This window comes from Streptomyces ambofaciens ATCC 23877, assembly GCF_001267885.1.
GTDB classification, from domain to species: Bacteria; Actinomycetota; Actinomycetes; order Streptomycetales; family Streptomycetaceae; genus Streptomyces; species Streptomyces ambofaciens.
This window is the reverse complement of record NZ_CP012382.1, coordinates 5,462,341-5,483,184: the sequence shown is the minus strand read 5'-3', so window position 1 is coordinate 5,483,184 and position 20,844 is coordinate 5,462,341. Positions and strand designations below refer to the sequence as shown.

General features: G+C 70.8%; 20 protein-coding genes. 10 read left to right on the top strand and 10 right to left on the bottom strand.

Annotated elements, in window-relative coordinates; translation table 11 throughout:
• The first annotated feature begins 14 nt into the window (after positions 1-14).
• The 5 genes from SAM23877_RS24560 to SAM23877_RS24540 all read left to right on the top strand — a co-directional run bounded on the left by SAM23877_RS24560 (position 15) and on the right by SAM23877_RS24540 (position 4,841).
• Positions 15-713, top strand: a complete 699-nt coding sequence (locus SAM23877_RS24560) for a response regulator (protein WP_053137280.1) — start codon at positions 15-17, stop codon at positions 711-713.
• Positions 714-815: 102 nt separating this feature from the next.
• Positions 816-2,192 (top strand): extracellular solute-binding protein, encoded by a 1,377-nt coding sequence (locus SAM23877_RS24555; RefSeq protein ID WP_174532252.1) that lies wholly within the window; start codon positions 816-818, stop codon positions 2,190-2,192.
• Positions 2,189-3,142 (top strand): carbohydrate ABC transporter permease, encoded by a 954-nt coding sequence (locus SAM23877_RS24550; protein WP_053137277.1) that lies wholly within the window; start codon positions 2,189-2,191, stop codon positions 3,140-3,142. The genes SAM23877_RS24555 and SAM23877_RS24550 overlap by 4 nt, the downstream gene beginning before the upstream one ends.
• Position 3,143: 1 nt before the next feature.
• Positions 3,144-3,983: a carbohydrate ABC transporter permease gene (locus SAM23877_RS24545; protein ID WP_053137274.1), complete on the top strand. Its 840-nt coding sequence runs from the start codon at positions 3,144-3,146 to the stop codon at positions 3,981-3,983.
• A gap of 144 nt (positions 3,984-4,127) precedes the next feature.
• Positions 4,128-4,841, top strand: a complete 714-nt coding sequence (locus SAM23877_RS24540) for a helix-turn-helix domain-containing protein (RefSeq protein ID WP_053137270.1) — start codon at positions 4,128-4,130, stop codon at positions 4,839-4,841.
• A gap of 73 nt (positions 4,842-4,914) precedes the next feature.
• On the opposite strand, the gene SAM23877_RS24535 is transcribed toward SAM23877_RS24540, so the two are convergent.
• Positions 4,915-5,940, bottom strand: a complete 1,026-nt coding sequence (locus SAM23877_RS24535; protein ID WP_053137267.1) for an ATP-dependent 6-phosphofructokinase — start codon at positions 5,938-5,940, stop codon at positions 4,915-4,917.
• 261 nt (positions 5,941-6,201) lie between these two features.
• Here SAM23877_RS24535 and pta point away from each other — a divergent pair, with 261 nt between their 5' ends.
• From pta to pyk, 3 genes are all read left to right on the top strand, one after another.
• Entirely contained in the window at positions 6,202-8,295 is a 2,094-nt protein-coding gene (gene pta / locus SAM23877_RS24530; RefSeq protein ID WP_053137265.1) for a phosphate acetyltransferase, read from the top strand.
• Positions 8,292-9,506: an acetate kinase gene (locus SAM23877_RS24525; protein ID WP_053137262.1), complete on the top strand. Its 1,215-nt coding sequence runs from the start codon at positions 8,292-8,294 to the stop codon at positions 9,504-9,506. Before pta ends, SAM23877_RS24525 begins: the two co-directional genes overlap by 4 nt.
• A gap of 73 nt (positions 9,507-9,579) precedes the next feature.
• Positions 9,580-11,010 carry a pyruvate kinase gene (pyk, locus tag SAM23877_RS24520; protein ID WP_053137259.1) on the top strand — a complete coding sequence of 477 codons (1,431 nt, stop codon included), beginning with the start codon at positions 9,580-9,582 and terminating at the stop codon, positions 11,008-11,010.
• 111 nt (positions 11,011-11,121) lie between these two features.
• On the opposite strand, the gene SAM23877_RS24515 is transcribed toward pyk, so the two are convergent.
• The 4 genes from SAM23877_RS24515 to SAM23877_RS24500 all read right to left on the bottom strand — a co-directional run bounded on the left by SAM23877_RS24515 (position 11,122) and on the right by SAM23877_RS24500 (position 15,551).
• Entirely contained in the window at positions 11,122-12,543 is a 1,422-nt protein-coding gene (locus SAM23877_RS24515) for a hypothetical protein (protein ID WP_053137256.1), read from the bottom strand.
• Positions 12,533-13,171 carry a DUF6114 domain-containing protein gene (locus SAM23877_RS24510; protein WP_053137253.1) on the bottom strand — a complete coding sequence of 213 codons (639 nt, stop codon included), beginning with the start codon at positions 13,169-13,171 and terminating at the stop codon, positions 12,533-12,535. Before SAM23877_RS24510 ends, SAM23877_RS24515 begins: the two co-directional genes overlap by 11 nt.
• 119 nt (positions 13,172-13,290) lie before the next feature.
• Entirely contained in the window at positions 13,291-13,923 is a 633-nt protein-coding gene (locus tag SAM23877_RS24505) for a DUF6230 family protein (RefSeq protein WP_053137249.1), read from the bottom strand.
• A 653-nt stretch (positions 13,924-14,576) separates the two neighbouring features.
• A complete protein-coding gene (locus SAM23877_RS24500) occupies positions 14,577-15,551 on the bottom strand; it encodes a tetratricopeptide repeat protein (protein WP_053137246.1) in 975 nt (324 codons plus the stop codon).
• A 235-nt stretch (positions 15,552-15,786) separates the two neighbouring features.
• Here SAM23877_RS24500 and SAM23877_RS24495 point away from each other — a divergent pair, with 235 nt between their 5' ends.
• Positions 15,787-16,425: a TetR/AcrR family transcriptional regulator gene (locus SAM23877_RS24495; protein WP_053137243.1), complete on the top strand. Its 639-nt coding sequence runs from the start codon at positions 15,787-15,789 to the stop codon at positions 16,423-16,425.
• Between the two features lie 54 nt (positions 16,426-16,479).
• On the opposite strand, the gene icmA is transcribed toward SAM23877_RS24495, so the two are convergent.
• The 5 genes from icmA to SAM23877_RS24470 all read right to left on the bottom strand — a co-directional run bounded on the left by icmA (position 16,480) and on the right by SAM23877_RS24470 (position 19,980).
• Entirely contained in the window at positions 16,480-18,180 is a 1,701-nt protein-coding gene (icmA, locus tag SAM23877_RS24490; protein WP_053137240.1) for a coenzyme B12-dependent isobutyryl-CoA mutase large subunit, read from the bottom strand.
• A gap of 92 nt (positions 18,181-18,272) precedes the next feature.
• Positions 18,273-18,614 carry a DUF3817 domain-containing protein gene (locus SAM23877_RS24485; RefSeq protein ID WP_053137237.1) on the bottom strand — a complete coding sequence of 114 codons (342 nt, stop codon included), beginning with the start codon at positions 18,612-18,614 and terminating at the stop codon, positions 18,273-18,275.
• 141 nt (positions 18,615-18,755) lie between these two features.
• Positions 18,756-19,268 carry a MarR family winged helix-turn-helix transcriptional regulator gene (locus SAM23877_RS24480; protein ID WP_053137234.1) on the bottom strand — a complete coding sequence of 171 codons (513 nt, stop codon included), beginning with the start codon at positions 19,266-19,268 and terminating at the stop codon, positions 18,756-18,758.
• A 77-nt stretch (positions 19,269-19,345) separates the two neighbouring features.
• Entirely contained in the window at positions 19,346-19,639 is a 294-nt protein-coding gene (locus SAM23877_RS24475) for an MTH1187 family thiamine-binding protein (RefSeq protein ID WP_053137231.1), read from the bottom strand.
• Positions 19,636-19,980, bottom strand: a complete 345-nt coding sequence (locus SAM23877_RS24470) for a DUF3817 domain-containing protein (RefSeq protein ID WP_053137228.1) — start codon at positions 19,978-19,980, stop codon at positions 19,636-19,638. The genes SAM23877_RS24475 and SAM23877_RS24470 overlap by 4 nt, the downstream gene beginning before the upstream one ends.
• A 229-nt stretch (positions 19,981-20,209) precedes the next feature.
• Here SAM23877_RS24470 and SAM23877_RS24465 point away from each other — a divergent pair, with 229 nt between their 5' ends.
• The gene (locus SAM23877_RS24465; protein ID WP_053137225.1) at positions 20,210-20,842 is read left to right on the top strand and encodes an AIM24 family protein; all 633 of its coding nucleotides are present in this window, start codon (positions 20,210-20,212) and stop codon (positions 20,840-20,842) included.
• Positions 20,843-20,844 lie beyond the last annotated feature (2 nt).

Sequence of the window (20,844 nt, the reverse complement as noted above, 5' to 3'; positions counted from 1 at the left end):
CGGAGCGCGGTCCGGTGAGCGCCCCGGAGCCCATCCGCGTCCTGGTCGTCGAGGACGACCCCGTCGCCGCCGACGCGCACGTGCTGTACGTCGGCCGGGTGCCGGGGTTCACGGCCGTGGGCCGGGCCCACACGGGGGCCGAGGCACGGCGCATGCTGGACCGCACTCCGGTGGACCTGCTCCTGCTCGACCTGCACCTGCCGGACGTGCACGGGTTGCAGCTGGCCCGTTCGCTGCGGGCGGCGGGGCATCACACCGACGTGATAGCGGTGACGTCGGCGCGGGACCTGGCGGTCGTGCGGGAGGGCGTGTCGCTGGGCGTCGTCCAGTACGTGCTGAAGCCGTTCACCTTCGCCACGCTGCGGGACCGGCTGGTGCGGTACGCCGAGTTCCGCAATGCCGCCGGGGAGGCCAGCGGCCAGGACGAGGTGGACCGGGCGCTGGCCACGCTGCGGGCTCCGGGCCCGGCGGCCCTGCCGAAAGGGCTGAGCGGGCCGACGCTGGAGCGGGTGACCGGTGTGCTGCGGGCGGCGGCGGAGGGCCTCACGGCCGCCGGGGTCGCCGAGTCCGTGGGCATCTCGCGGATCACCGCCCGGCGCTACCTGGAGCACCTGGTGGACGCGGGACGGGCGGGGCGCAGCCCGCTCTACGGGCAGGTGGGCCGGCCGGAGTTGGTGTACCGGTGGGTCAGCGAGGCCGAACGGGGCCGATGAACACGAGTTGTCCACCGCACACGCATTGACCTGACTAGACCACTCCTCTTACGTTCGCCGAGCAGCCGTCCCGGCCACAGCGTCGTGCGCCCGTAGGAGGTCATGCCCGTGCGTCCCACCGTCCGGTTCACCGCCCTCTTCACCCTCACCGCCCTCGCCTCCACCTCCCTCGCCGCCTGCGGCAGCGGATCCGGCGACGATCCGGACACGGTGAAGGTCTCCTTCAAGCAGTCCACGGACAACTCCATCAAGGTGATGGACACGTACCTCGGCGACATCAAGAAGCAGTTCGAGAAGGCCCACCCGGGCAAGAAGGTCGAACTCGTCCCCATCAAGGCCCCGGACTCGGAGTACTACACCAAGCTCCAGCAGATGCTCCGCTCCCCCAAGACCGCGCCGGACCTGGTCTACGAGGACACCTTCCTCATCAACTCCGACATCACCAGCGGGTACTTGAAGCCCCTCGACCCCTACCTGGCCGAGTGGAAGGACTGGGACCGGTTCATCGACACGGCGAAGGCGGCGGCCAAGGGCGAGGACGGCAGGACGTACGGCGTCCCGGACGGCACCGACACGCGCGGCCTGTGGTTCAGCAAGGACGTCTTCGCCGAGGCCGGGCTGCCCGCCGACTGGCAGCCGAAGACCTGGGACGACGTGCTGGCGGCGGCCCGCACCATCAAGGAGAAGGTCCCCGGCGTCACACCGCTCAACGTGTACACGGGCAAGCCGGCCGGCGAGGCCGCCACCATGCAGGGCTTCCAGATGCTGCTGTACGGCACGAACGACGGCTCCACGGACCCGCTGTACGACAGGAGCAGCAAGAAGTGGATCGCGGCGGGACAGGGCTTCGAGGACTCCCTCGCCTTCGTCGAGACGGTCTACGAGGAGAAGCTCGGCCCGGAGGTCTCCGACGCGCTCGACCCCAACTTCGGCACCAAGGTCCGCGGTGAACTGCTTCCGCAGGGCAAGCTCGGCATCGCCCTGGACGGTTCGTGGCTGCCGCAGGACTGGCTGGAGGGCAGCGGGCACGAGTGGCCCGAGTGGTCGAAGGAGCTGGGGCTGGCCGCGATGCCGACCCAGAACGGCCAGGCGCCCGGCCGGGTGAGCATGTCGGGCGGCTGGACCTGGTCGATCCCGGCCAAGGCGGGCAACCCCGACCTGGCCTTCGAGTTCATCAAGACGATGCAGACCAAGGCCAACGCCCAGAAGTGGTACGTCGCCAACTCCGGCATCGCGGTCCGCGAGGACGTGGCGCAGGACCCGGCCTACGTCGACGCCCAGCCCGGCATCGAGTTCTTCACCGACCTCGTCGAGAGCACCCACTACCGGCCCGCCTACCCGGCGTACCCGAAGGTCTCCGTCGCCATCCAGGAGGCGATGGAGGGCGTGACGACGGGGGACCTGTCGGTCGAGGAGGCGGCCCGCGGCTACGACGAGGCGCTCAAGGAGGCCACCGACAACCAGGTGGTCCGCAAGTGACCGCGGCCACGCCGCCGCACACGGGCCCGGAGCTCCGCAAGGCACCGTCGGCCCCGCCCGCCGCTCCCCCGTCCCGGCCGGCGACGGGCACCGTGCGCCGCTCCCTGCTGCGCGCGCTGCCCGTCTCCCCCGCCGTCGTCCTGCTGCTGCTCTTCCTCGCCGGTCCGATCGCGTACTGCGTCGTCATCGCCTTCACCGACCTCCAGCTCACCGGGCAGGCCGAGGAGTCCTTCGTGGGCCTGGAGAACTTCCGGCGGGCCTTCCGGGACGAGGCGTTCCTCAACGCCGTATGGCTGACCCTGGTGTTCACGGTGCTGTCGTCGCTGATCGGGCAGAACACCCTGGGGCTGGCGCTGGCCGCGCTGATGCGGCGGGCCTCGAAGCCGGTGCGCACGCTCACCGGCGGCATCGTCGTCACGGCCTGGGTGCTGCCGGAGGTGGTGGCGGGCTTCCTGCTCTACGCCTTCTTCCGCCGCGAGGGCACCCTCAACGCCGTGCTCGACTGGCTCCATCTGCCCTCCCAGAACTGGCTGTTCACGCTGCCGATCCTGGCGGTGTCGTTCGCCAACGTGTGGCGGGGCACGGCCTTCTCGATGCTGGTGTACTCGGCCGCGCTGAACGAGATCCCCAAGGAGATCACCGAGGCCGCCGAGGTGGACGGGGCGAGCGGCTGGCGCCGGATGTGGCACATCACGCTGCCGATGATCCGCCGCTCCATCGGCACCAACCTGATGCTGAACACCCTCCAGACCCTCTCCGTGTTCGGGCTGATCTGGGTGATGACCCGCGGGGGCCCGAGCGGCAAGAGCCAGACGCTGCCGCTGTTCATGTACGAGCAGGCCTTCCAGAACAGCCTGATCGGGTACGGCACGGCGGTGGCGCTGCTGCTGTTGCTGATCGGCTCCCTGTTCTCGGTCGTGTACCTGCGCCTGCTGCGGACGGAGGTCTGACATGGCAACCTCGCCCGCCTCCCGGCGCGACCGGCGCCGTACGGCCGCCGACGCCGGGCTGCTGGTGGTCGCCGCGGCCTTCGTGCTGCCGCTGGCCTGGGTGGTGCTCTCCGCCCTCGACCCGCACGCGAGTCTGCGGGTCAAGGTCCCCGACGGGGTCACGCTGGAGCACTTCGACGCGATCCTCACCCCGGAGATCACCTTCACGCCGCTGCTCAACAGCCTGATCCTGTGCGGCGGCGCGACGCTGCTGACGGTGGTGTGCGCGGCGCTGGCGGCGTACCCGCTGTCCCGCTTCCGGTCGCGGCTGAACCGGCCGTTCCTGCTCACCGTCCTGTTCGCGACCAGCCTCCCCATCACGGCGATCATGGTGCCGGTCTATGCGCTGTTCGTGCGGGTGAACCTGATCGACACCATGCAGGGGACGGTCTTCTTCTTCGCCGCCTCACAGTTGCCCTTCGCGATCTGGCTCATGAAGAACTTCATGGACGGGGTGCCGAAGGAACTGGAGGAGGCCGCGTGGACGGACGGGGCGTCGTCGTTCCAGTCGCTGCTGCGGATCGTGCTGCCGCTGATGGGGCCGGGGGTGGCGGTGGTCACGGTGTTCTCGTTCGTGATGATGTGGGGGAACTTCTTCGTCCCGTTCATGCTGCTGCTCACCCCGGACCAGATGCCGGCCTCGGTGAGCATCAACGACTTCTTCGGCAACCGGGGCATGGTGGCGTACGGGCAGCTGGCGGCGTTCTCGATCGTCTACTCGACGCCGGTCGTCCTGCTGTACGTGCTGATCTCCCGGCGACTGGGCGGGGGGTTCGCGCTGGGCGGGGCGGTCAAGGGGTGAGCCGGGCGGGTCGGGGCCGCGGAGGCCGGACGGGTTCTGGGGGACCCCGAACATCCGCACTACGCCCGGATTGCACCCGTAGGTTCCTACAATACGTATCGCTGGCCGAACAGCCCGTAGTCAATCCCTCCCCGGCCCCCTACGGTGTGGGCCGTGCGCCGACCCTCACCTCACCCGAACCAGTCGGGTCCCCCGTTCAACGCCCTCGCCGCCCGCCGGCTCCGCGCCGCCCTCAACATGGGGCCCGAGCACGTCGCCCACGGCATGCGGGTGTCGTACGGGCTGCCGTACGTCACCCCGGACCTCGTCGTCGCCTGGGAGCGGGGGGCCGCCGCCCCCGCGGCCCCCGAGCTCACCGCCCTCGCGGGGGTGCTCTGGTGCTCGCCCGGCGATCTGATCGGCCGCCCGCAGACCCTGCGGGAACACCGCATCGCCCGCGGTGTGGCGCCGGAGGACGTGGCGCGCGCGGTGAGTGTCGCGCTCCCCGCCTACCTGCGGATGGAGGAGACGGACGACTGGCGCGGCTCCGACCGGCAGTCCGCCGCGCTCGCCGACGTGCTCGGCCTCGCGCTCCCCGACTTCGTGGCCGTCACGGGGCGCGAGGAGAAGCTCGCCGAGCTGCTGTCGAGCGCCGTGTCGACCCGCTGGCAGGCCTATGTCCGGCCGGTCGCCAAGGTGGCGCCGCTGGACCGGCGCGTGCTGGAGAACGTCCTCCAGGTACTGCACCAGGACTACCAGGGGCACATGGCCGCCACCCTCAGCTGGGGCGGCGGCAGCGGTGACTCCAGCGCGGCCGGACGCGACTTCCTCGACCGGATCGTGGAGCACTTCTGGGCGGCCGTCGAGAAGCACCCGTAGGCCGCCCGTGCGCCCGCCCCCGTGTCCGCCCGTGCGCCCGCCCCCGTGTCCGCCCGTGCGTCCACGCCCGCGTCTAGAAGACCGACTCCGCCTCGTCCATCCGGTCCTTCGGCACCGTCTTCAGCTCGGTCACGGCCTCCGCCAGGGGCACCATGACGACGTCCGTGCCGCGCAGCGCGGTCATGCGGCCGAACTCGCCCTGGTGCGCCGCCTCCACCGCGTGCCAGCCGAAGCGGGTGGCGAGCACCCGGTCGTAGGCGGTCGGCACGCCACCGCGCTGGACGTGCCCGAGGATGACCGGCTTGGCCTCCTTGCCGAGCCGGCGCTCCAGCTCGTACGCCAGCGCCGTGCCGATGCCCTGGAAGCGCTCGTGGCCGAACTTGTCGATCGCGCCCTTGCCGTAGTCCATGGAGCCGTCGACGGGGTGGGCGCCCTCGGCGACGCACACGACGGCGAACTTCTTGCCGCGGGCGAACCGCTCCTCGACCATCTTGACCAGGTCGGCGGGGTCGAAGGGGCGCTCGGGCAGGCAGATCCCGTGGGCGCCCGCGGCCATGCCGGACTCCAGGGCGATCCAGCCGGCGTGCCGGCCCATGACCTCGACGACCATCACGCGCTGGTGGGACTCGGCGGTGGTCTTCAGGCGGTCCATCGCCTCCGTGGCCACCCCCACGGCGGTGTCGAAGCCGAAGGTGCGGTCCGTGGAGGAGATGTCGTTGTCGATGGTCTTCGGCACACCGACCACCGGCAGGCCCGCGTCGGACAGCATCCGGGCGGCCGTCAGGGTGCCCTCGCCGCCGATCGGGATCAGCGCGTCGATGCCGAAGCTCTGGATCATGTCACCGGCGTTCTCGCAGGCCTCGCGGAGCCGGTCGCGCTCCAGCCGGGAGGAGCCCAGGATGGTGCCGCCGCGGGCCAGGATGCCGCTGACGGCGTTCAGGTCGAGGCTGCGGTAGCGGCCGTCCAGGAGGCCCGCGTAGCCGTCCTCGAAGCCGATGACCTCGTCGCCGTAGTTGTCGACCGCTCGGTGCACGACCGACCGGATCACTGCGTTCAGGCCGGGGCAGTCGCCGCCTGCGGTGAGAACTCCGATACGCATCGTGCTGTGTCTCCTGCTCGCTGTTGACACCGGTGAGCCGATCCAATTGTTTCACGACCGGACCCCCGGCGGGCACTGCCGAACCCCGGCGGGCACTGCCGAACCCCGGCGGGCCCACGGCCGGGCGTCGCCGGACACTGACGGGCGCCTTATCCATCGCCGGAGGTATTGTCAAGAGGGTCCGCTCACCCCGGCGGGCGATTTTTGTGCACCGGCCGCCACCGGACGAACCAGCCGCCACAGACGAAACGGAGAGCACGCGTGACGCGCAGCGTGTACGTGACCGGTATCGACCGCGGCGACGGCCGCCAGGTCGTCGAACTGGGGGTCATGGAACTCCTGACCCGGCAGGTCGACCGGGTCGGCGTCTTCCGGCCCCTGGTCCACGACGGGCCCGACCGGCTCTTCGAGCTGCTGCGCTCCCGTTACCGGCTCACGCAGGACTCCTCGACCGTCTACGGCATGGACTACCAGGAGGCCTCCGCGCTCCAGGCCGAGCAGGGCACGGACGAGCTGGTGTCCGCGCTGGTCGACCGGTTCCTGCTGGTCGCCCGCGACTACGACGTGGTCCTCGTCCTCGGCACCGACTACGCCGACACCCAGTTCCCGGACGAGCTGTCGCTCAACGCCCGCCTCGCCAACGAGTTCGGCGCCTCGGTGATCCCGGTGGTGGGCGGACGCAAGCAGGCCGCCGAGTCGGTGCTCGCCGAGACCGTGAACGCCTTCCGCGCCTACGACAGCCTGGGCTGCGACGTCCTGGCGATGGTGACCAACCGGGTGGCCCGCGAGGAGCGGGACGAGATCGCCGAGCGGCTCGCGGGCCGGCTGCCGGTGCCGTGCTGGGTGGTGCCGGACGAGCCCGCCCTGTCCGCGCCCACCGTCTCGCAGATCGCCCACGCCCTCGGCGCCAGGGTGGTCCTCGGCGACGACTCGGGGCTCGCCCGCGACGCGCTGGACTTCGTGTTCGGCGGTGCCATGCTGCCCAACCTGCTGAGCGCCCTCACCCCGGGCTGTCTGGTCATCACCCCGGGCGACCGGGCCGACCTGGTGATCGGCACGCTCGCCGCGCACAGCGCCGGCACCCCGCCGATAGCCGCTGTCCTGCTGACCCTGAACGAGGTCCCCGGCGAGGGCATCCTCACCCTCGCCGCGCGCCTCGCTCCCGGCACACCGGTCCTCTCGGTGACCGGCAACAGCTTCCCCACCGCCGAGCAGCTCTTCTCCCTGGAGGGCAAGCTCAACGCGGCCACCCCGCGCAAGGCGGAGACCGCCCTCGGCCTCTTCGAGCGGTACGTCGACACCGCCGAGCTGAGCAAGCGGGTCTCCGCCCCCAGCAGCGACCGCGTCACGCCGATGATGTTCGAGCACAAGCTGCTGGAACAGGCCCGCTCCGACCTGCGCCGGGTCGTCCTGCCCGAGGGCACCGAGGAGCGGGTGCTGCACGCGGCGGAGGTGCTGCTGCGCCGGGGCGTGTGCGACCTGACGCTGCTGGGCCCGGTCGAGCAGATCCGCAAGAAGGCCGCCGACCTGGGCATCGACCTCGAGGGCGCCCAGCTGATCGACCCCGCCGTCTCGGAGCTGCGGGACTCCTTCGCCGAGAAGTACGCCGCCCTGCGCGCCCACAAGGGCGTGACCGTGGAGCTGGCGTACGACGTGGTCTCCGACGTGAACTACTTCGGCACGCTGATGGTGCAGGAGGGCTTCGCCGACGGCATGGTGTCGGGATCGGTGCACTCGACGGCGGCGACCATCCGTCCGGCCTTCGAGATCATCAAGACCAAGCCGGACGCCTCGATCGTCTCGTCCGTCTTCTTCATGTGCCTGGCCGACAAGGTCCTGGTCTACGGCGACTGCGCGGTCAACCCGGACCCGAACGCCGAGCAGCTCGCCGACATCGCCACGCAGTCGGCGGCCACGGCGGCGCGGTTCGGGGTGGACCCGCGGATCGCGATGCTGTCGTACTCGACCGGCACGTCCGGTTCCGGCGCGGACGTCGACAAGGTGCGCGAGGCGACGGAGCTCGTCCGCGCGAGCCGGCCCGACCTGCGCGTCGAGGGACCGATCCAGTACGACGCCGCCGTGGAGCCGTCGGTCGCCGCGACCAAGCTGCCGGGCTCGGAGGTCGCCGGACAGGCCAGCGTGCTGATCTTCCCCGACCTGAACACCGGCAACAACACGTACAAGGCCGTGCAGCGCTCGGCCGGCGCCATCGCCGTGGGCCCGGTCCTCCAGGGCCTGCGCAAGCCGGTCAACGACCTGTCCCGGGGCGCGCTCGTCCAGGACATCGTGAACACCGTCGCCATCACGGCGATCCAGGCCCAGCAGTCCCCCAGCGAGAAGGCGTCCGCCCAGTGAGTCCCAGTCGTGTCCTCGTCCTCAACTCCGGCTCCTCGTCGGTGAAGTACCAGCTCCTCGACATGCGCGGCGGCGAGCGGCTCGCGGTGGGCCTCGTCGAGCGGATCGGCGAGGAGACCTCGCTGCTCCGGCACACGCCGGCGGGCGGCGAGGCCCGTGAGCGGACCGGGGCCGTCCCCGACCACGACGCCGCGCTGAAGGCGGTGGCGGCGGAGCTGGCCAAGGACGGCCTCGGCGTGGACGCCCCCGAGCTGGCCGCGATCGGGCACCGGGTGGTGCACGGCGGTAAGCGCTTCACCGAGCCGACCGTGATCGACGACGCCGTGCTCGCCGAGATCGAGCGGCTCATCCCGGTGGCCCCGCTGCACAACCCGGCCAACCTCACCGGCATCCGGACCGCGCAGGCGCTGCGCCCGGACCTGCCGCAGGTCGCCGTCTTCGACACCGCCTTCCACACGACGATGCCGGAGTCCGCGGCCCGCTACGCGATCGACGTCGAGACCGCCGACCGGCACCGCGTCCGCCGCTACGGGTTCCACGGCACCTCGCACGCCTACGTGTCCCGGGAGACCGCCCGGCTGCTGGGCAGGGCCCCCGAGGACGTGAACGTCATCGTGCTCCACCTGGGCAACGGGGCGTCCGCGTCGGCCGTGCGCGGGGGCCGTTGCGTGGACACCTCCATGGGACTGACGCCCTTGGAAGGGCTCGTGATGGGTACGCGCTCGGGAGACATGGACCCGGCCGTCATCTTCCATTTGATGCGCGTCGGTGAAATGTCCGCCGACGAGATCGACACTCTCCTGAACAAGAGGAGCGGTCTGATCGGGCTGTGCGGCGACAACGACATGCGGGAGATCCGCCGCCGAGTGGACGCCGGCGACGAGCGGGCGCGACTGGCCTTCGACATCTACATTCACCGGCTGAAGAAGTACATCGGCGCCTATTACGCCGTTCTCGGGCGGGTGGACGCGGTGGCTTTCACGGCCGGGGTCGGGGAGAACGCGGCGCCGGTGCGCGAGGCCGCCGTGGCGGGCCTGGAGGGGCTCGGACTGGCGGTCGACGACGAGCTGAACGCCGTACGCGGCGACGGCGCGCGGCTGATCTCGCCCCCGGACGCCCGGGTGGCGGTGGCCGTGGTGCCGACCGACGAGGAAATGGAGATCGCGACACAAACCTACGCGCTGGTAAATGCTTCGGGGAATCTCACCTGAGCGGCATCCCGCCCTTTTGTATTTTCCGCCAGACGGAATATTCCGCAGCGAAACAAACCGATAGGATCGCCCCATGCGCCGTTCGAAAATCGTCTGTACTCTCGGCCCCGCGGTCGACTCCCACGAGCAGCTCGTCGCGCTGATCGAAGCCGGCATGAACGTGGCCCGCTTCAACTTCAGCCACGGCACCCACGCCGAGCACCAGGGCCGTTACGACCGTGTCCGGGCCGCCGCCAAGGAGACCGGCCGGGCCATCGGTGTCCTCGCCGACCTCCAGGGCCCGAAGATCCGCCTGGAGACCTTCGCCGAGGGCCCCGTCGAGCTGGTGCGCGGTGACGAGTTCACCATCACCACCGAGGACGTGCCGGGCGACCGGACGATCTGCGGCACGACGTACAAGGGCCTGCCCGGTGACGTCACCAAGGGCGACCAGGTGCTCATCAACGACGGCAACGTCGAGCTGAAGGTCACCGGGGTCGAGGGCCCCCGGGTGAAGACGATCGTCATCGAGGGCGGCGTCATCTCCGACCACAAGGGCATCAACCTGCCCGGCGCGGCGGTCAACGTCCCCGCGCTGTCCGAGAAGGACGTCGAGGACCTGCGCTTCGCGCTGCGGATGGGCTGCGACCTGGTCGCCCTCTCCTTCGTCCGGGACGCCAAGGACGTGGCCGACGTCCACCGCGTGATGGACGAGGAGGGCCGCCGGGTCCCCGTCATCGCCAAGGTGGAGAAGCCGCAGGCGGTGGAGAACATGGAGGACGTCGTCGCGGCCTTCGACGCCGTCATGGTCGCCCGCGGCGACCTGGCCGTCGAGTACCCGCTCGAGAAGGTCCCGATGGTGCAGAAGCGCCTCATCGAGCTGTGCCGCCGCAACGCCAAGCCGGTGATCGTGGCGACCCAGATGATGGAGTCGATGATCACCAACTCGCGCCCGACCCGCGCCGAGGCCTCCGACGTGGCCAACGCGATCCTGGACGGCGCCGACGCGGTGATGCTGTCGGCCGAGTCCAGTGTGGGCGCGTACCCGATCGAGACCGTCAAGACCATGTCGAAGATCGTCTCCGCCGCCGAGCAGGAGCTGCTCTCCAAGGGCCTCCAGCCGCTCGTGCCGGGCAAGAAGCCGCGTACGCAGGGCGGTTCGGTGGCCCGTGCCGCCGCCGAGATCGCCGACTTCCTGGGCGGCAAGGGGCTGGTGGCCTTCACCCAGTCCGGCGACACCGCCCGCCGGCTGTCCCGCTACCGCGCCGCGCAGCCGATCCTCGCCTTCACCACCGACGAGTCGACCCGCAACCAGCTGGCGCTCAGCTGGGGCGTGGAGCCGCACGTGGTGCCGTTCGTGAACAGCACCGACGAGATGGTCGACCTGGTGGACCAGGAGACGGCCCGGCTCGGCCGGTTCAACGACGGCGACATCGTCGTGATCACCGCCGGTTCGCCCCCCGGCGTGCCCGGCACCACGAACATGGTCCGCGTGCTCCACCTGGGCGAGACCCGCCGCGACTGACGGTCCGGCCCGGCCGCCCGGCACGGCCTCCGTACGGCGCTGAGGGCGCCCCCTGCGTGCAGGGGGCGCCCTCAGGCGTTGTGCGGCTCCCGGACGGGCTCGTGGGCGCGCTCAGTCGGTCGTGTACTGGTGCAGCCCCGGGATGTGGAGCGTGCCCCCGAACTGACCGGCCTGGACGACCGTCACCTTCGTGAAGTAGATGAGCGGGATGTCCAGCGGCGGCGGGTTCTCCGGGTCGAAGGTGATCGGGATCAGCCCGAGCAGGTTGCCCGAGATGCTCTCGGTGTACATCACCGTGTCGCCGTCGCGGATCGTGGACGTGGAGCCCTTGGCCGCCTGCACGTGGTACGTCTTGCCGGCCTGCTCGTCCTTGACCGTCTGGTGCAGGTCCCCGATGTCGGTGCCGTTGGATATGACGTACTTCAGCACCTTCTTGGTGGTGCCGTTGGCCGTCCTGACCTCGACGATCCCCTCGTAGGAGGCACCCTTCAGCAGCAGTGAGCTGGCGTTGAGGTACCAGGGGTCGTCGGGCAGCGGCACCGGGTTGTCGACGCCGCCCTCCTCGTCCGTGGCGACCGGGCAGTCCTCCACGTCCGTGCCGGCGCTCTCCGAGGCGCTCGGGGTGGGCGAGGCGGTGGCCTCGGCCTCGGCCCTCTTCTCGGCCTCCTTCGCCTCCTCGGCGGCCTTCCTGGCCTCCTCGGCGGCCGTGTCGGCCGGCTCCTCGGTGTCCCCGGCCGCCTTCGACGCCGCGTCGGTCGTGTCCTCCACGGCGTCCTTCGCCGTGTCGGTGGCCTCGGCGGGCGTCTCCTGGGCGGAACCGGACGCGTCCTCTCCGGCGCCCTCAGACGCCGACGCCGACGGGGTCGGCGTGGGACTCGGGCTCTCCTCGGCCTTCTTGCCGCCGGTGAAGATGCCCTCGATGGCGTCGCCCAGGCCTCCCAGCAGACCGCCGTCGGACGCGGACTCCGAGGGGGACGGCTGCGCGGCGTCGCCGCCGGCCGCGTCCCCGCTCTGCGGGTCCTTGCCCTGCGCGTCCTGCGCCTCCTGCGACGCGGAGGGGCTCGGGGCGGGGTCGGCCTCGTCGTCGGAACCTGAATCCGGCGAAGAGGACCCACCCTGGTCCGTGCCCGCTTCCGTGCCACTGCCCTCGCCGGAGACCTCGGACCCCGAGGGGGACGGCTCCTTCGTGTCGTCCTCGTCGGACGCCCCGTCCGTCGCCGAGGGCGACGGCGTGGGCGACTCGGACGCGCCCTTCTCGGCGTCCTCCAGGGCCGCCACGCAGTCCTTGTACTCGTCGGCCGTCAGGCTGTTGGAGGTCGGCTTCGCCGAGTCGTTGCCGTCGGCGAGGGCCAGCGTCGGCGTGAATCCCATCCCCATGAGCACGGCCGTGGGCATCGCCGCGAGGGCGATGGCCTTGCCGGCCGGCACGTGGAACCTGGTGAACAACGGCTTCTTGGGTGCCGCGTGGCGCGGCCCGGTTCTCACGCGGGACGACTCCACGTCAGTCCCGCGGGTCACCTCGTCAGCCGGCACTGTGCCTCCCGTTCGCCCCGTTGGCCGGGCTCGTTCCTGACAGATCGTTCGCCCTCAGCGGCGCGAAGGCCTGGGTGGGGCTCCCGCCGTCCACTCCGTCCCGCGGCTGCGGCACCGTGGCGTCGGACACCGGCGTGCCGGACACCTGCGTGCCGGGCATCGCGGTGCCGGGGACCACGCCCTCGGGCGCGACACCCGTGCCCTTGCTCTCCAGCGGCGGCTCGGCCTGCGGCGGTTCGCCCGGCACCCACGAGACGGCCATGGCCCCGCCGATCAGCGCGAGCAGGAAGCCGATGAGGAACCCGCCGAGGTTGGACACGGGAATGGACACCAGCGCCAGCAGGATCGCCGCGACGCCCGCGAAGACCCGCACGTGCTTCTGGAACCACAGGCTGACGCCCAGGACGACCAGCAGCACGCCGATGATCAGGGACCCGGCGCCCGCGGTGGTGGCCATCGCCAGCGTCAGGTGACCGATCTGGAGGTTCGCGTACGGGAAGTAGGCGATGGGGATTCCGCCGAGCGCGACGAACAGGCCGGCCCAGAACGGCCGCGCGCCTCGCCAGGCGCGGAACTGCAGCCTTCGGCGGGTGAACTGGCCTTCGGCGGCAGGGGTCTCGGCGCTCATGGAAAACAGCTCCCTGGTACGGCTTTGCTGTGGTGGAGATGTGGGCCGCGGGTGAAGGCGCGGCCGGAGAGGGGACGGGCGGGGGCGCCGGTGTGGCTCCCCCGCCCGTCAAGGGGTGCTCAGTAGCACTCCTTGACACCCTTGGACAGCGACATCTTCAGACCGCTGAGCTTGAACGTTCCGGCGGTGGTCGCCCACGCCGTCTGCTTCACGTTCTTCAGCGTGGCCGAGTCGGCCTGCTGCGCGAATCCGTTCGGGTTCGCAGTGTCGCCCTTCTTGATGCCGGGACCCTTGACGGCGTCCTTGGCTGCCACACCGATGTCGATGCCGCGGAAGGTGGCATCGGCCTCGAGGTTCTCGACGTCGATGTACAGGTTCTCAGCCTCGACCGCCGTCCCACCGCCGCCGGCCTTCAGCATGAGGCTGACAGAACCGATCAACGGGATGTCCGGGGTGACCACGGACTGGCACATGTTCTTGATCGACGCAGACTTGAACGCCGAGACGGCGACGGGGTGAGCCGTCTTCTCGCCCTTCAGCGTGTACCCCGAGTCGATCGCCCCGTACTGGGAGAAACCCGTGCCGTCGAGTTGGTCCGCCGTCACCTTGAACGACTGGCCGGAAACGCTGAACGACGCGGCGAGAGCGCCCTGCCCCAGCGCGACGCCTATCGCAGCCGTGGCGGCCACGCTGGGCACCATGACCACAGCGAACCGCTTCCATCTGGTCCCGCCACGCACCTGGGACTCCATATTTCCTCCTTCTCGGACGTACATCTCCTGGCCTCGGCCCGCCTCCGGTGCGGAGACTCGCCTGGCAGGGATGGGAGAAGTGCTACGTCCTCGGGAAGGAGAGCGCCCGCGCTCGGCGGCACGTACGAACGCGCCCGAATCACCGGCGATCACCCCCGAGCGACAACCACTGGTCGCGCCTGACACGCATCACGCACAACCCTGCTGGACAGGCTTCGCCGGATGGACGAAGACCCCCCTGCCCAAGAGCCGGCACCACTGCTGCCGGCTCTGCTCGGTGGGGACCCAGGAACCCCCGCGACCCGACTGGCTTTCGGGGTACGGGAACGGACCGAGCGTCGCCGATCGTGGTGCATTCTCGCCGTCGGCACAAGGGGGTTCGTTACTCGCTAGTAACGGGCGGATAACCGTGGGGCGACGCACCGGCCCCGAACGGCGACGCTGGGTGCGTCATAGGGGCGGTACAAAACTATTGATCGCTGGACAGATTCCGACAGATCGACGCCGTTGACTTACTTGCAGTAACAGCGGCCGCGATTGCCAAGTTTTGGCAAAACGCGGCCGCATGGGCGTCCCGTCGACAGCTCTTCCCCACGGCTATCACGCGGACGAACACCCGGCGACCGGCCTGGAACCGACGCCCGGACCGCCCGTCAGAACAGGGCGCGGGCCAGCGCCCTGCGCGCCGCGGCGACCCGCGGATCGTCGGCCCCGACCACCTCGAACAGCTCCAGCAGCCGCACCCGTACGGCGTCCCGGTCGTCGCCGGCCGTGACGCGCACCGTGTCGATGAGGCGCCCGAAGGCGTCCTCCACGTGGCCGCCGACCAGGTCCAGGTCGGCGGCGGCGATCTGGGCACGGGCGTCGCCGGGCTTGTCGGCGGCCTCCTGGCGGACCTTCTGCGGGTCGGCGTCCTGCACGCGCTGGAGCAACTCGGCCTGGGCGAGGCCCAGTTTCGCCTCCGTGTTGCCCGGGTCCTCACCGAGCACGTTCTTGTACGCCTGGACGGCTCCGGCCAGATCGCCCGCGTCCAGCGCACGCACGGCGGCCTCCAGGGCCGCGTCGTGCGGACCGGCCGGCCGCTCGGCGGCGACGGGGCGGTCGCCCGGCTCCGCCTCCGGGTCGACGGCGAGTCCGGTCAGGCCGAAGCGCTCCTCGGCGACCTGCACCAGCTGGTCCAGGGTCTGGCGGATCTGTGCCTCGCCGGCGGCGCCCTGGAAGAGCGGCAGCGCCTGTCCGGCCACGACCGCGAAGACGGCCGGGATGCCCTGGACGCCGAACTGCTGCATCAGCATCTGGTTGGCGTCGACGTCGATCTTGGCGAGGAGGAAGCGTCCGCCGTACTCGACGGCGAGCCGCTCCAGGACCGGGCTCAACTGCTTGCAGGGCTCGCACCACTCGGCCCAGAAGTCGATGACGACCGGGACCTCGGTGGACCGCTGCAGTACTTCACTCTCGAAGCCGGCCTCGTCGACGTCGATGACGAGATCGGCCGGGGAGACGGCCCCCGTCCCGCCGTGGCGGGCCGCCTCGGCGCGCGCCTGCTCCGCCTTCGCCTTGGCCTCCTGGGCCGCCTTCACCGCGGCGAGGTCGACGACCCCGCTCATGGACATGTTCCGTGGCTGCATGGGTCTATCCTCCCCCGTACTCGCGCGTGTGTGAAAAGCGGCGTGAAAGCCCGCCCCGATGTGTCCTGTTGGCGCCGGGTCCCCACCCCACGCCCGTGGTCGTCGCTGGGGCACGGGCGGACCCGTGCTTTCGCTACGCCTCGTAGCGTAATGCCATGACGGTCCGTCGGAACACCCCGCCTCCGTGATCTCCCTCACGGCCGGCCCGGGGTTACCCCCCGGTTAAGGTCGGTGCATGCCAAGCAGCACCCCCGCCGGCCGTGCCGGGCGCCCGCGCAGCGCCGCGGCGGACACCGCGATCCTGGCCGCGACGCGGGCGGCCCTGGTCGATCTGGGCTGGTCGAAGCTCACCCTGGGAGACGTGGCGACGCGGGCCGGGGTTGCCAAGACGACCCTCTATCGCCGCTGGGCGGGCAAGAACGAACTGGTGGTCGACGCGGTCGCCGAGCTCTTCGACGAGCTCCGGCTCCCCGACCGCGGCTCCCTGGCCGCCGACATCGAGGGAGTGGTGCTCCAGTTCGCGGCCATCCTGGCCCGCCCGGAGGCCAAGAGCGGCCTGATGGCGGTGGTCGCCGAGTCCACCCGCGACGACGCGCTGCGCGAGCGCATCCGCACGTCGATCGTCGAGCGGCAGAAGCGCCTCGTGCTGGAGGGCAGGGCCCGCGCCCAGGCCAGGGGCGAGCTGCCGCCCGAGCCCGACGCCGCCGAGGCGGCCCGCACCGTGGACCTGATCTTCGACGTGGTCGCGGGCGCGGTGGTGCACCGCACGCTGGTCAGCGCGGAGGCCGCGGACGGGGACTGGGTGCGGAGCTTCACCCAGGTCCTGCTGTGGGGCCTCGCCTCCGCGCCGGCCGAGCAGGGGGCCCGGGCGTAGGCCGGAGGGGTCGGGGGCGCCGCCTCCGGAGGTGCCCGGGCCGGCCCGCGGCGCCTAGAACCCCGCCGGTTCCGTGTACACGCCCCACTCGTCGCGCAGCACTCCGCAGATCTCGCCGAGCGTCGCCTCGGCGCGCACCGCGTCCAGCATCGGTTCGATCATGTTGCCGCCGGAGCGGGCCGCGGCCAGCATGCCGTCGAGGGCGGTGCGCACGGCCGCGTCGTCGCGGGCCGCCTTGCGTGCGCCCAGGTCCCGGACCTGCTCGCGCTCCACCTCGTGGCTGACCCGCAGGATCTCCAGGTCGCCGGTGACGGAACCGGTGTGGACGTTGACGCCGACGACCTTCTTGTCGCCCTTCTCCAGGGACTGCTGGTAGCGGAAGGCGGACTCGGCGATCTCGCCGGTGAACCAGCCGTCCTCGATGCCGCGCAGGATGCCGGAGGTGATCGGCCCGATCGGGTGCCGCCCGTCGGGGTGGGCGCGCAGCCCCCGCTCCTTGATCTGCTCGAAGATCTTCTCCGCGTCGGCCTCGATCCGGTCCGTCAGCTGCTCGACGAACCAGGAACCACCGAGCGGGTCGGCGACGTTGGCGACGCCGGTCTCCTCCATCAGCACCTGCTGGGTGCGCAGGGCGATCTCCGCGGCCTGCTCGCTGGGCAGCGCGAGGGTCTCGTCGAGTGCGTTGGTGTGCAGGGAGTTGGTCCCGCCGAGCACCGCCGCCAGCGCCTCCACGGCCGTGCGCACCACGTTGTTGTAGGGCTGCTGGGCGGTGAGCGAGACGCCCGCCGTCTGCGTGTGGAAGCGCAGCCACTGCGCCTTGTCGGTCCGCGCGCCGTACACGTCCCGCATCCAGCGGGCCCAGATGCGCCGGGCCGCGCGGAACTTGGCGATCTCCTCGAAGAAGTCGAGGTGCGCGTCGAAGAAGAAGGAGAGGCCGGGGGCGAAGACGTCGACGTCCAGCCCGCGCGAGAGGCCCAGCTCCACGTACCCGAAGCCGTCCGCGAGCGTGTACGCGAGTTCCTGCGCGGCCGTGGAGCCCGCCTCGCGGATGTGGTAGCCGGAGACCGAGAGCGGCTTGTAGGCGGGGATGCCGGCCGCGCAGTACTCCATCAGGTCGCCGATCAGGCGCAGGTGCGGCTCGGGCTGGAAGAGCCACTCCTTCTGCGCGATGTACTCCTTGAAGATGTCCGTCTGGAGCGTGCCGTTGAGGACGGAGGCGTCCACGCCCTGCCGCTCCGCGGCGACCAGGTACATGCAGAACACGGGCACGGCCGGCCCGCTGATCGTCATGGAGGTCGTCACGTCCCCGAGCGGGATGTCCTTGAACAGCACCTCCATGTCGGCGGCCGAGTCGATGGCCACGCCGCAGTGCCCGACCTCGCCGAGCGAGCGCGGGTCGTCGGAGTCGCGGCCCATCAGGGTCGGCATGTCGAAGGCGACCGAGAGCCCGCCCCCGCCGTTGCGGAGGATCATCTTGTAGCGCTCGTTGGTCTGCTCGGCGTTGCCGAACCCGGCGAACTGGCGGATGGTCCACGTCCGCCCCCGGTAGCCCGTGGGATGCAGGCCACGGGTGAAGGGGTACTCCCCCGGCCAGCCGATCCGCTCGAAGCCCTCGTACGCGTCCCCGGGCCGGGGCCCGTACACGGGCTCCACGGGATCACCCGAGAGCGTGGTGAAGTCCGCGTCGCGCTTGCGCGCCGCGTCGTACCGGGCCTGCCAGCGACGGCGGCCCTCCTCTATGGCGTCAGCGTCCATACCCCCGAATTTACTAGGACGTCCAAGTAAATGTCGATGGGGTACCGCCGTACGGGTGTCCGTACGGCGGTGGGAGGTCTTGACGGACCCGGCTACGCCTTGGCCGCCGCGGGCGCCTCGGCGGCCGCGACCTTGGCGTCCAGCTCCTGGCTGACCCTGCGCTCGACGAAGAACGCGGCGGTCGGGATGGTCCCGGCCAGCAGCACCCACAGCTGCTTGCTGACCTTCCACTTCGCCTTGGCGCCCAGGTCGAAGGCGACGACAAGATAGACGACGTAGAGCCAGCCGTGCGCGATGCTGACGATGCGCGTGAAGTCGGCGGCACCATTCACGTCCAGCAGATACTTGGCGATCATGCCGAGACAGAGAAGGATCAGCAGCACACCGGTGAGGTACGCCATGGCGCGGTAGCGGGTCAGCACGCTTCGTTTCATGGATACGAGCGTAACCGCCGCAAAATCCCCGCAGCGGCGGGGAGCACGCTCACGGCTGGCTGTCCGTGGTCTACCTCGTCGGAACATCTCCGCTTCGGCGGAGAGCAGCGTACTGACCCACGGCAATCGTAAAGGCGTCACTCAGTCCGTGTCCGCGAAATCCCCCGCCGCCACCCGCAAGGGGCGCAGCATCGCGAAGATCTCGGCGCACTCCTCGGCGTCGTAGGCGCTCAGGCCGAAGTCCATCGCCATGAGGTCGCGGGTGGCCGCCTCGACCACCTCGCGGCCCTTGTCGGTGATGGTGGCGAGCGTGCCGCGGCCGTCGTTGGGGTTGGGGCGGCGGGCGACCAGCCCGGACCTCACCAGCCGGTCGACGGTGTTCGTCACGGAGGTGGGGTGCACCATCAGGCGCTCGCCGATCTTGGACATCGGCAGCTCGCCCGACTTGGAGAAGGTGAGCAGCACCAGCGCCTCGTAGCGCGCGAAGGTCAGCTCGTACGGCTTGACCACGGCGTCGACCTCGGCCAGCAGGATCTGGTGCGCCCGCATGATCGACGTGATGGCGGACATCGAAGGCACGCCGCCCCAGCGCTGCTTCCAGTGTTCGTCGGCACGGGCGATGGGGTCGAACGAGAGACTCAGGGGCTTCGGCACGGCATCAGACCTTACCGGCCGGTCACATGCCGGTCAGCCTCGTCTCGCCTTTCGATACCACCGCCCGCGCCCCACGGCTACCCGGCGAGGTGGCGCTCCACCGTGTCCACCTTCGACGTGAGGCCGTCCGTCACGCCGGGGCGGATGTCCGCCTTGAGGACCAGGGACACGCGCGGCGCCCGTGCCTCGACGGCGGCGACGGCCCGCCGGACGACGTCCATGACCTCGTCCCACTCGCCCTCGACGGACGTGAACATCGCGTCGGTGCGGTTCGGCAGGCCCGACTCGCGGACCACCCGGACGGCGTCGGCGACGTACTCCCCCACGTCCTCGCCGACGCCGAGCGGCGTCACGGAGAAGGCGACGATCATGCGCCCACGATTCCTTCCTGGCGGGCGCGGGAGGCGATGACCGCGCTCTCGGCCTCGCGCTTGAGCCTGCGCTCGGCGAAGAAGCCGCCGGTCGGCAGGACCGACATGACGAAGTAGAAGGCGGCGGTACCGAGGGACCACTTGGCGCGGTTCCAGGCGTCCGCCCAGAAGATCACGTACAGCACGAAGAGGAAGCCGTGGACCGCGCCCATCACCGGCACCGCGTTGAATTCGGTGGTCCGCTTCAGCACGGAGCAGACCAGCAGGAGCAGGAACGAGATCGCCTCGGGGCCGGAGACCAGGCGGAGGCGGCGGAGGGCGGAGGCGGTCTTGAGGTCCACGGGTCACCTTCGGTGGGAGAGACATCGGACGTCGCTGAGCTGGGCGCCTTGTGAACGGACGCACAAGCGCGCGTCCATTGTGGCAAACCCTAGACGCGCCCGGGTGAGGGGGGCGGGCGCGGTCCCCGCCGGCGGCGGACCCGGGGCCGGCGGGGACGGCCTGGGGGCGTCTCCACCCCGGGGACCTGTCGGCGGGCCCACCCGGCGGGCTACCTTCACATTTGTGGCGATGTTCCGACTTCAAGGCAGCAAGGTCCTCGCCGTCGACATGACCGGAGACGCCGTGAAGGCGAAGAACGGCTCGATGGTCGCGTACGACGGCGAGATGGCCTTCAAGAAACTCAGCGGCGGCGGTGAGGGCATCCGCGGGATGGTGACCCGGCGGATCACCGGCGAGCAGATGACGGTGATGGAGGTGAAGGGGCACGGGACCTGCTGGTTCGCGGACCGGGCGTCGGAGATCACTCTCGTGGGTCTCCAGGGCGACACGCTGTACGTCGAGTCGAGCAACTTCCTGGCGGCCGACGCGGGACTGCGCACCGGCACCAGTTTCACCGGGGCGCGCGGCGCCTCGCAGGGCAACGGGCTGTTCACCACGACCGTGGAGGGGCACGGACAGGCCGCGATCATGTCGGACGGCACGCCGGTGGTGCTGCGGGTCAGCGCGCAGTACCCGCTGACCGTCGACCCGGGGGCCTATGTGGCGCACCAGGGGAACCTGCGGCAGTCCTTCCAGTCGGGTGTGACGTTCCGCACGCTGTTCGGGGAGGGCGGCGGGGAGGCCTTCCAGATCCGCTTCGAGGGCGACGGGCTGGTCTACGTGCAGCCGAGCGAGCGGAACACGATCGCGGGGGATGTCTGACC

Bases quoted from the DNA above. Each gene is read 5' to 3' on its own strand.
- SAM23877_RS24545 (WP_053137274.1), top strand. From the start codon at position 3,144: ATGGCAACCTCGCCCGCCTCCCGGCGCGACCGGCGCCGTACGGCCGCC.
- SAM23877_RS24505 (WP_053137249.1), bottom strand. From the start codon at position 13,923: ATGGAGTCCCAGGTGCGTGGCGGGACCAGATGGAAGCGGTTCGCTGTG.
- SAM23877_RS24475 (WP_053137231.1), bottom strand. From the start codon at position 19,639: ATGATCGTCGCCTTCTCCGTGACGCCGCTCGGCGTCGGCGAGGACGTG.
- SAM23877_RS24485 (WP_053137237.1), bottom strand. From the start codon at position 18,614: ATGAAACGAAGCGTGCTGACCCGCTACCGCGCCATGGCGTACCTCACC.
- SAM23877_RS24465 (WP_053137225.1), top strand. From the start codon at position 20,210: ATGTTCCGACTTCAAGGCAGCAAGGTCCTCGCCGTCGACATGACCGGA.
- SAM23877_RS24555 (WP_174532252.1), top strand. From the start codon at position 816: ATGCCCGTGCGTCCCACCGTCCGGTTCACCGCCCTCTTCACCCTCACC.
- SAM23877_RS24500 (WP_053137246.1), bottom strand. From the start codon at position 15,551: ATGCAGCCACGGAACATGTCCATGAGCGGGGTCGTCGACCTCGCCGCG.
- pyk (WP_053137259.1), top strand. From the start codon at position 9,580: ATGCGCCGTTCGAAAATCGTCTGTACTCTCGGCCCCGCGGTCGACTCC.
- SAM23877_RS24495 (WP_053137243.1), top strand. From the start codon at position 15,787: ATGCCAAGCAGCACCCCCGCCGGCCGTGCCGGGCGCCCGCGCAGCGCC.
- SAM23877_RS24535 (WP_053137267.1), bottom strand. From the start codon at position 5,940: ATGCGTATCGGAGTTCTCACCGCAGGCGGCGACTGCCCCGGCCTGAAC.
- SAM23877_RS24510 (WP_053137253.1), bottom strand. From the start codon at position 13,171: ATGAGCGCCGAGACCCCTGCCGCCGAAGGCCAGTTCACCCGCCGAAGG.
- icmA (WP_053137240.1), bottom strand. From the start codon at position 18,180: ATGGACGCTGACGCCATAGAGGAGGGCCGCCGTCGCTGGCAGGCCCGG.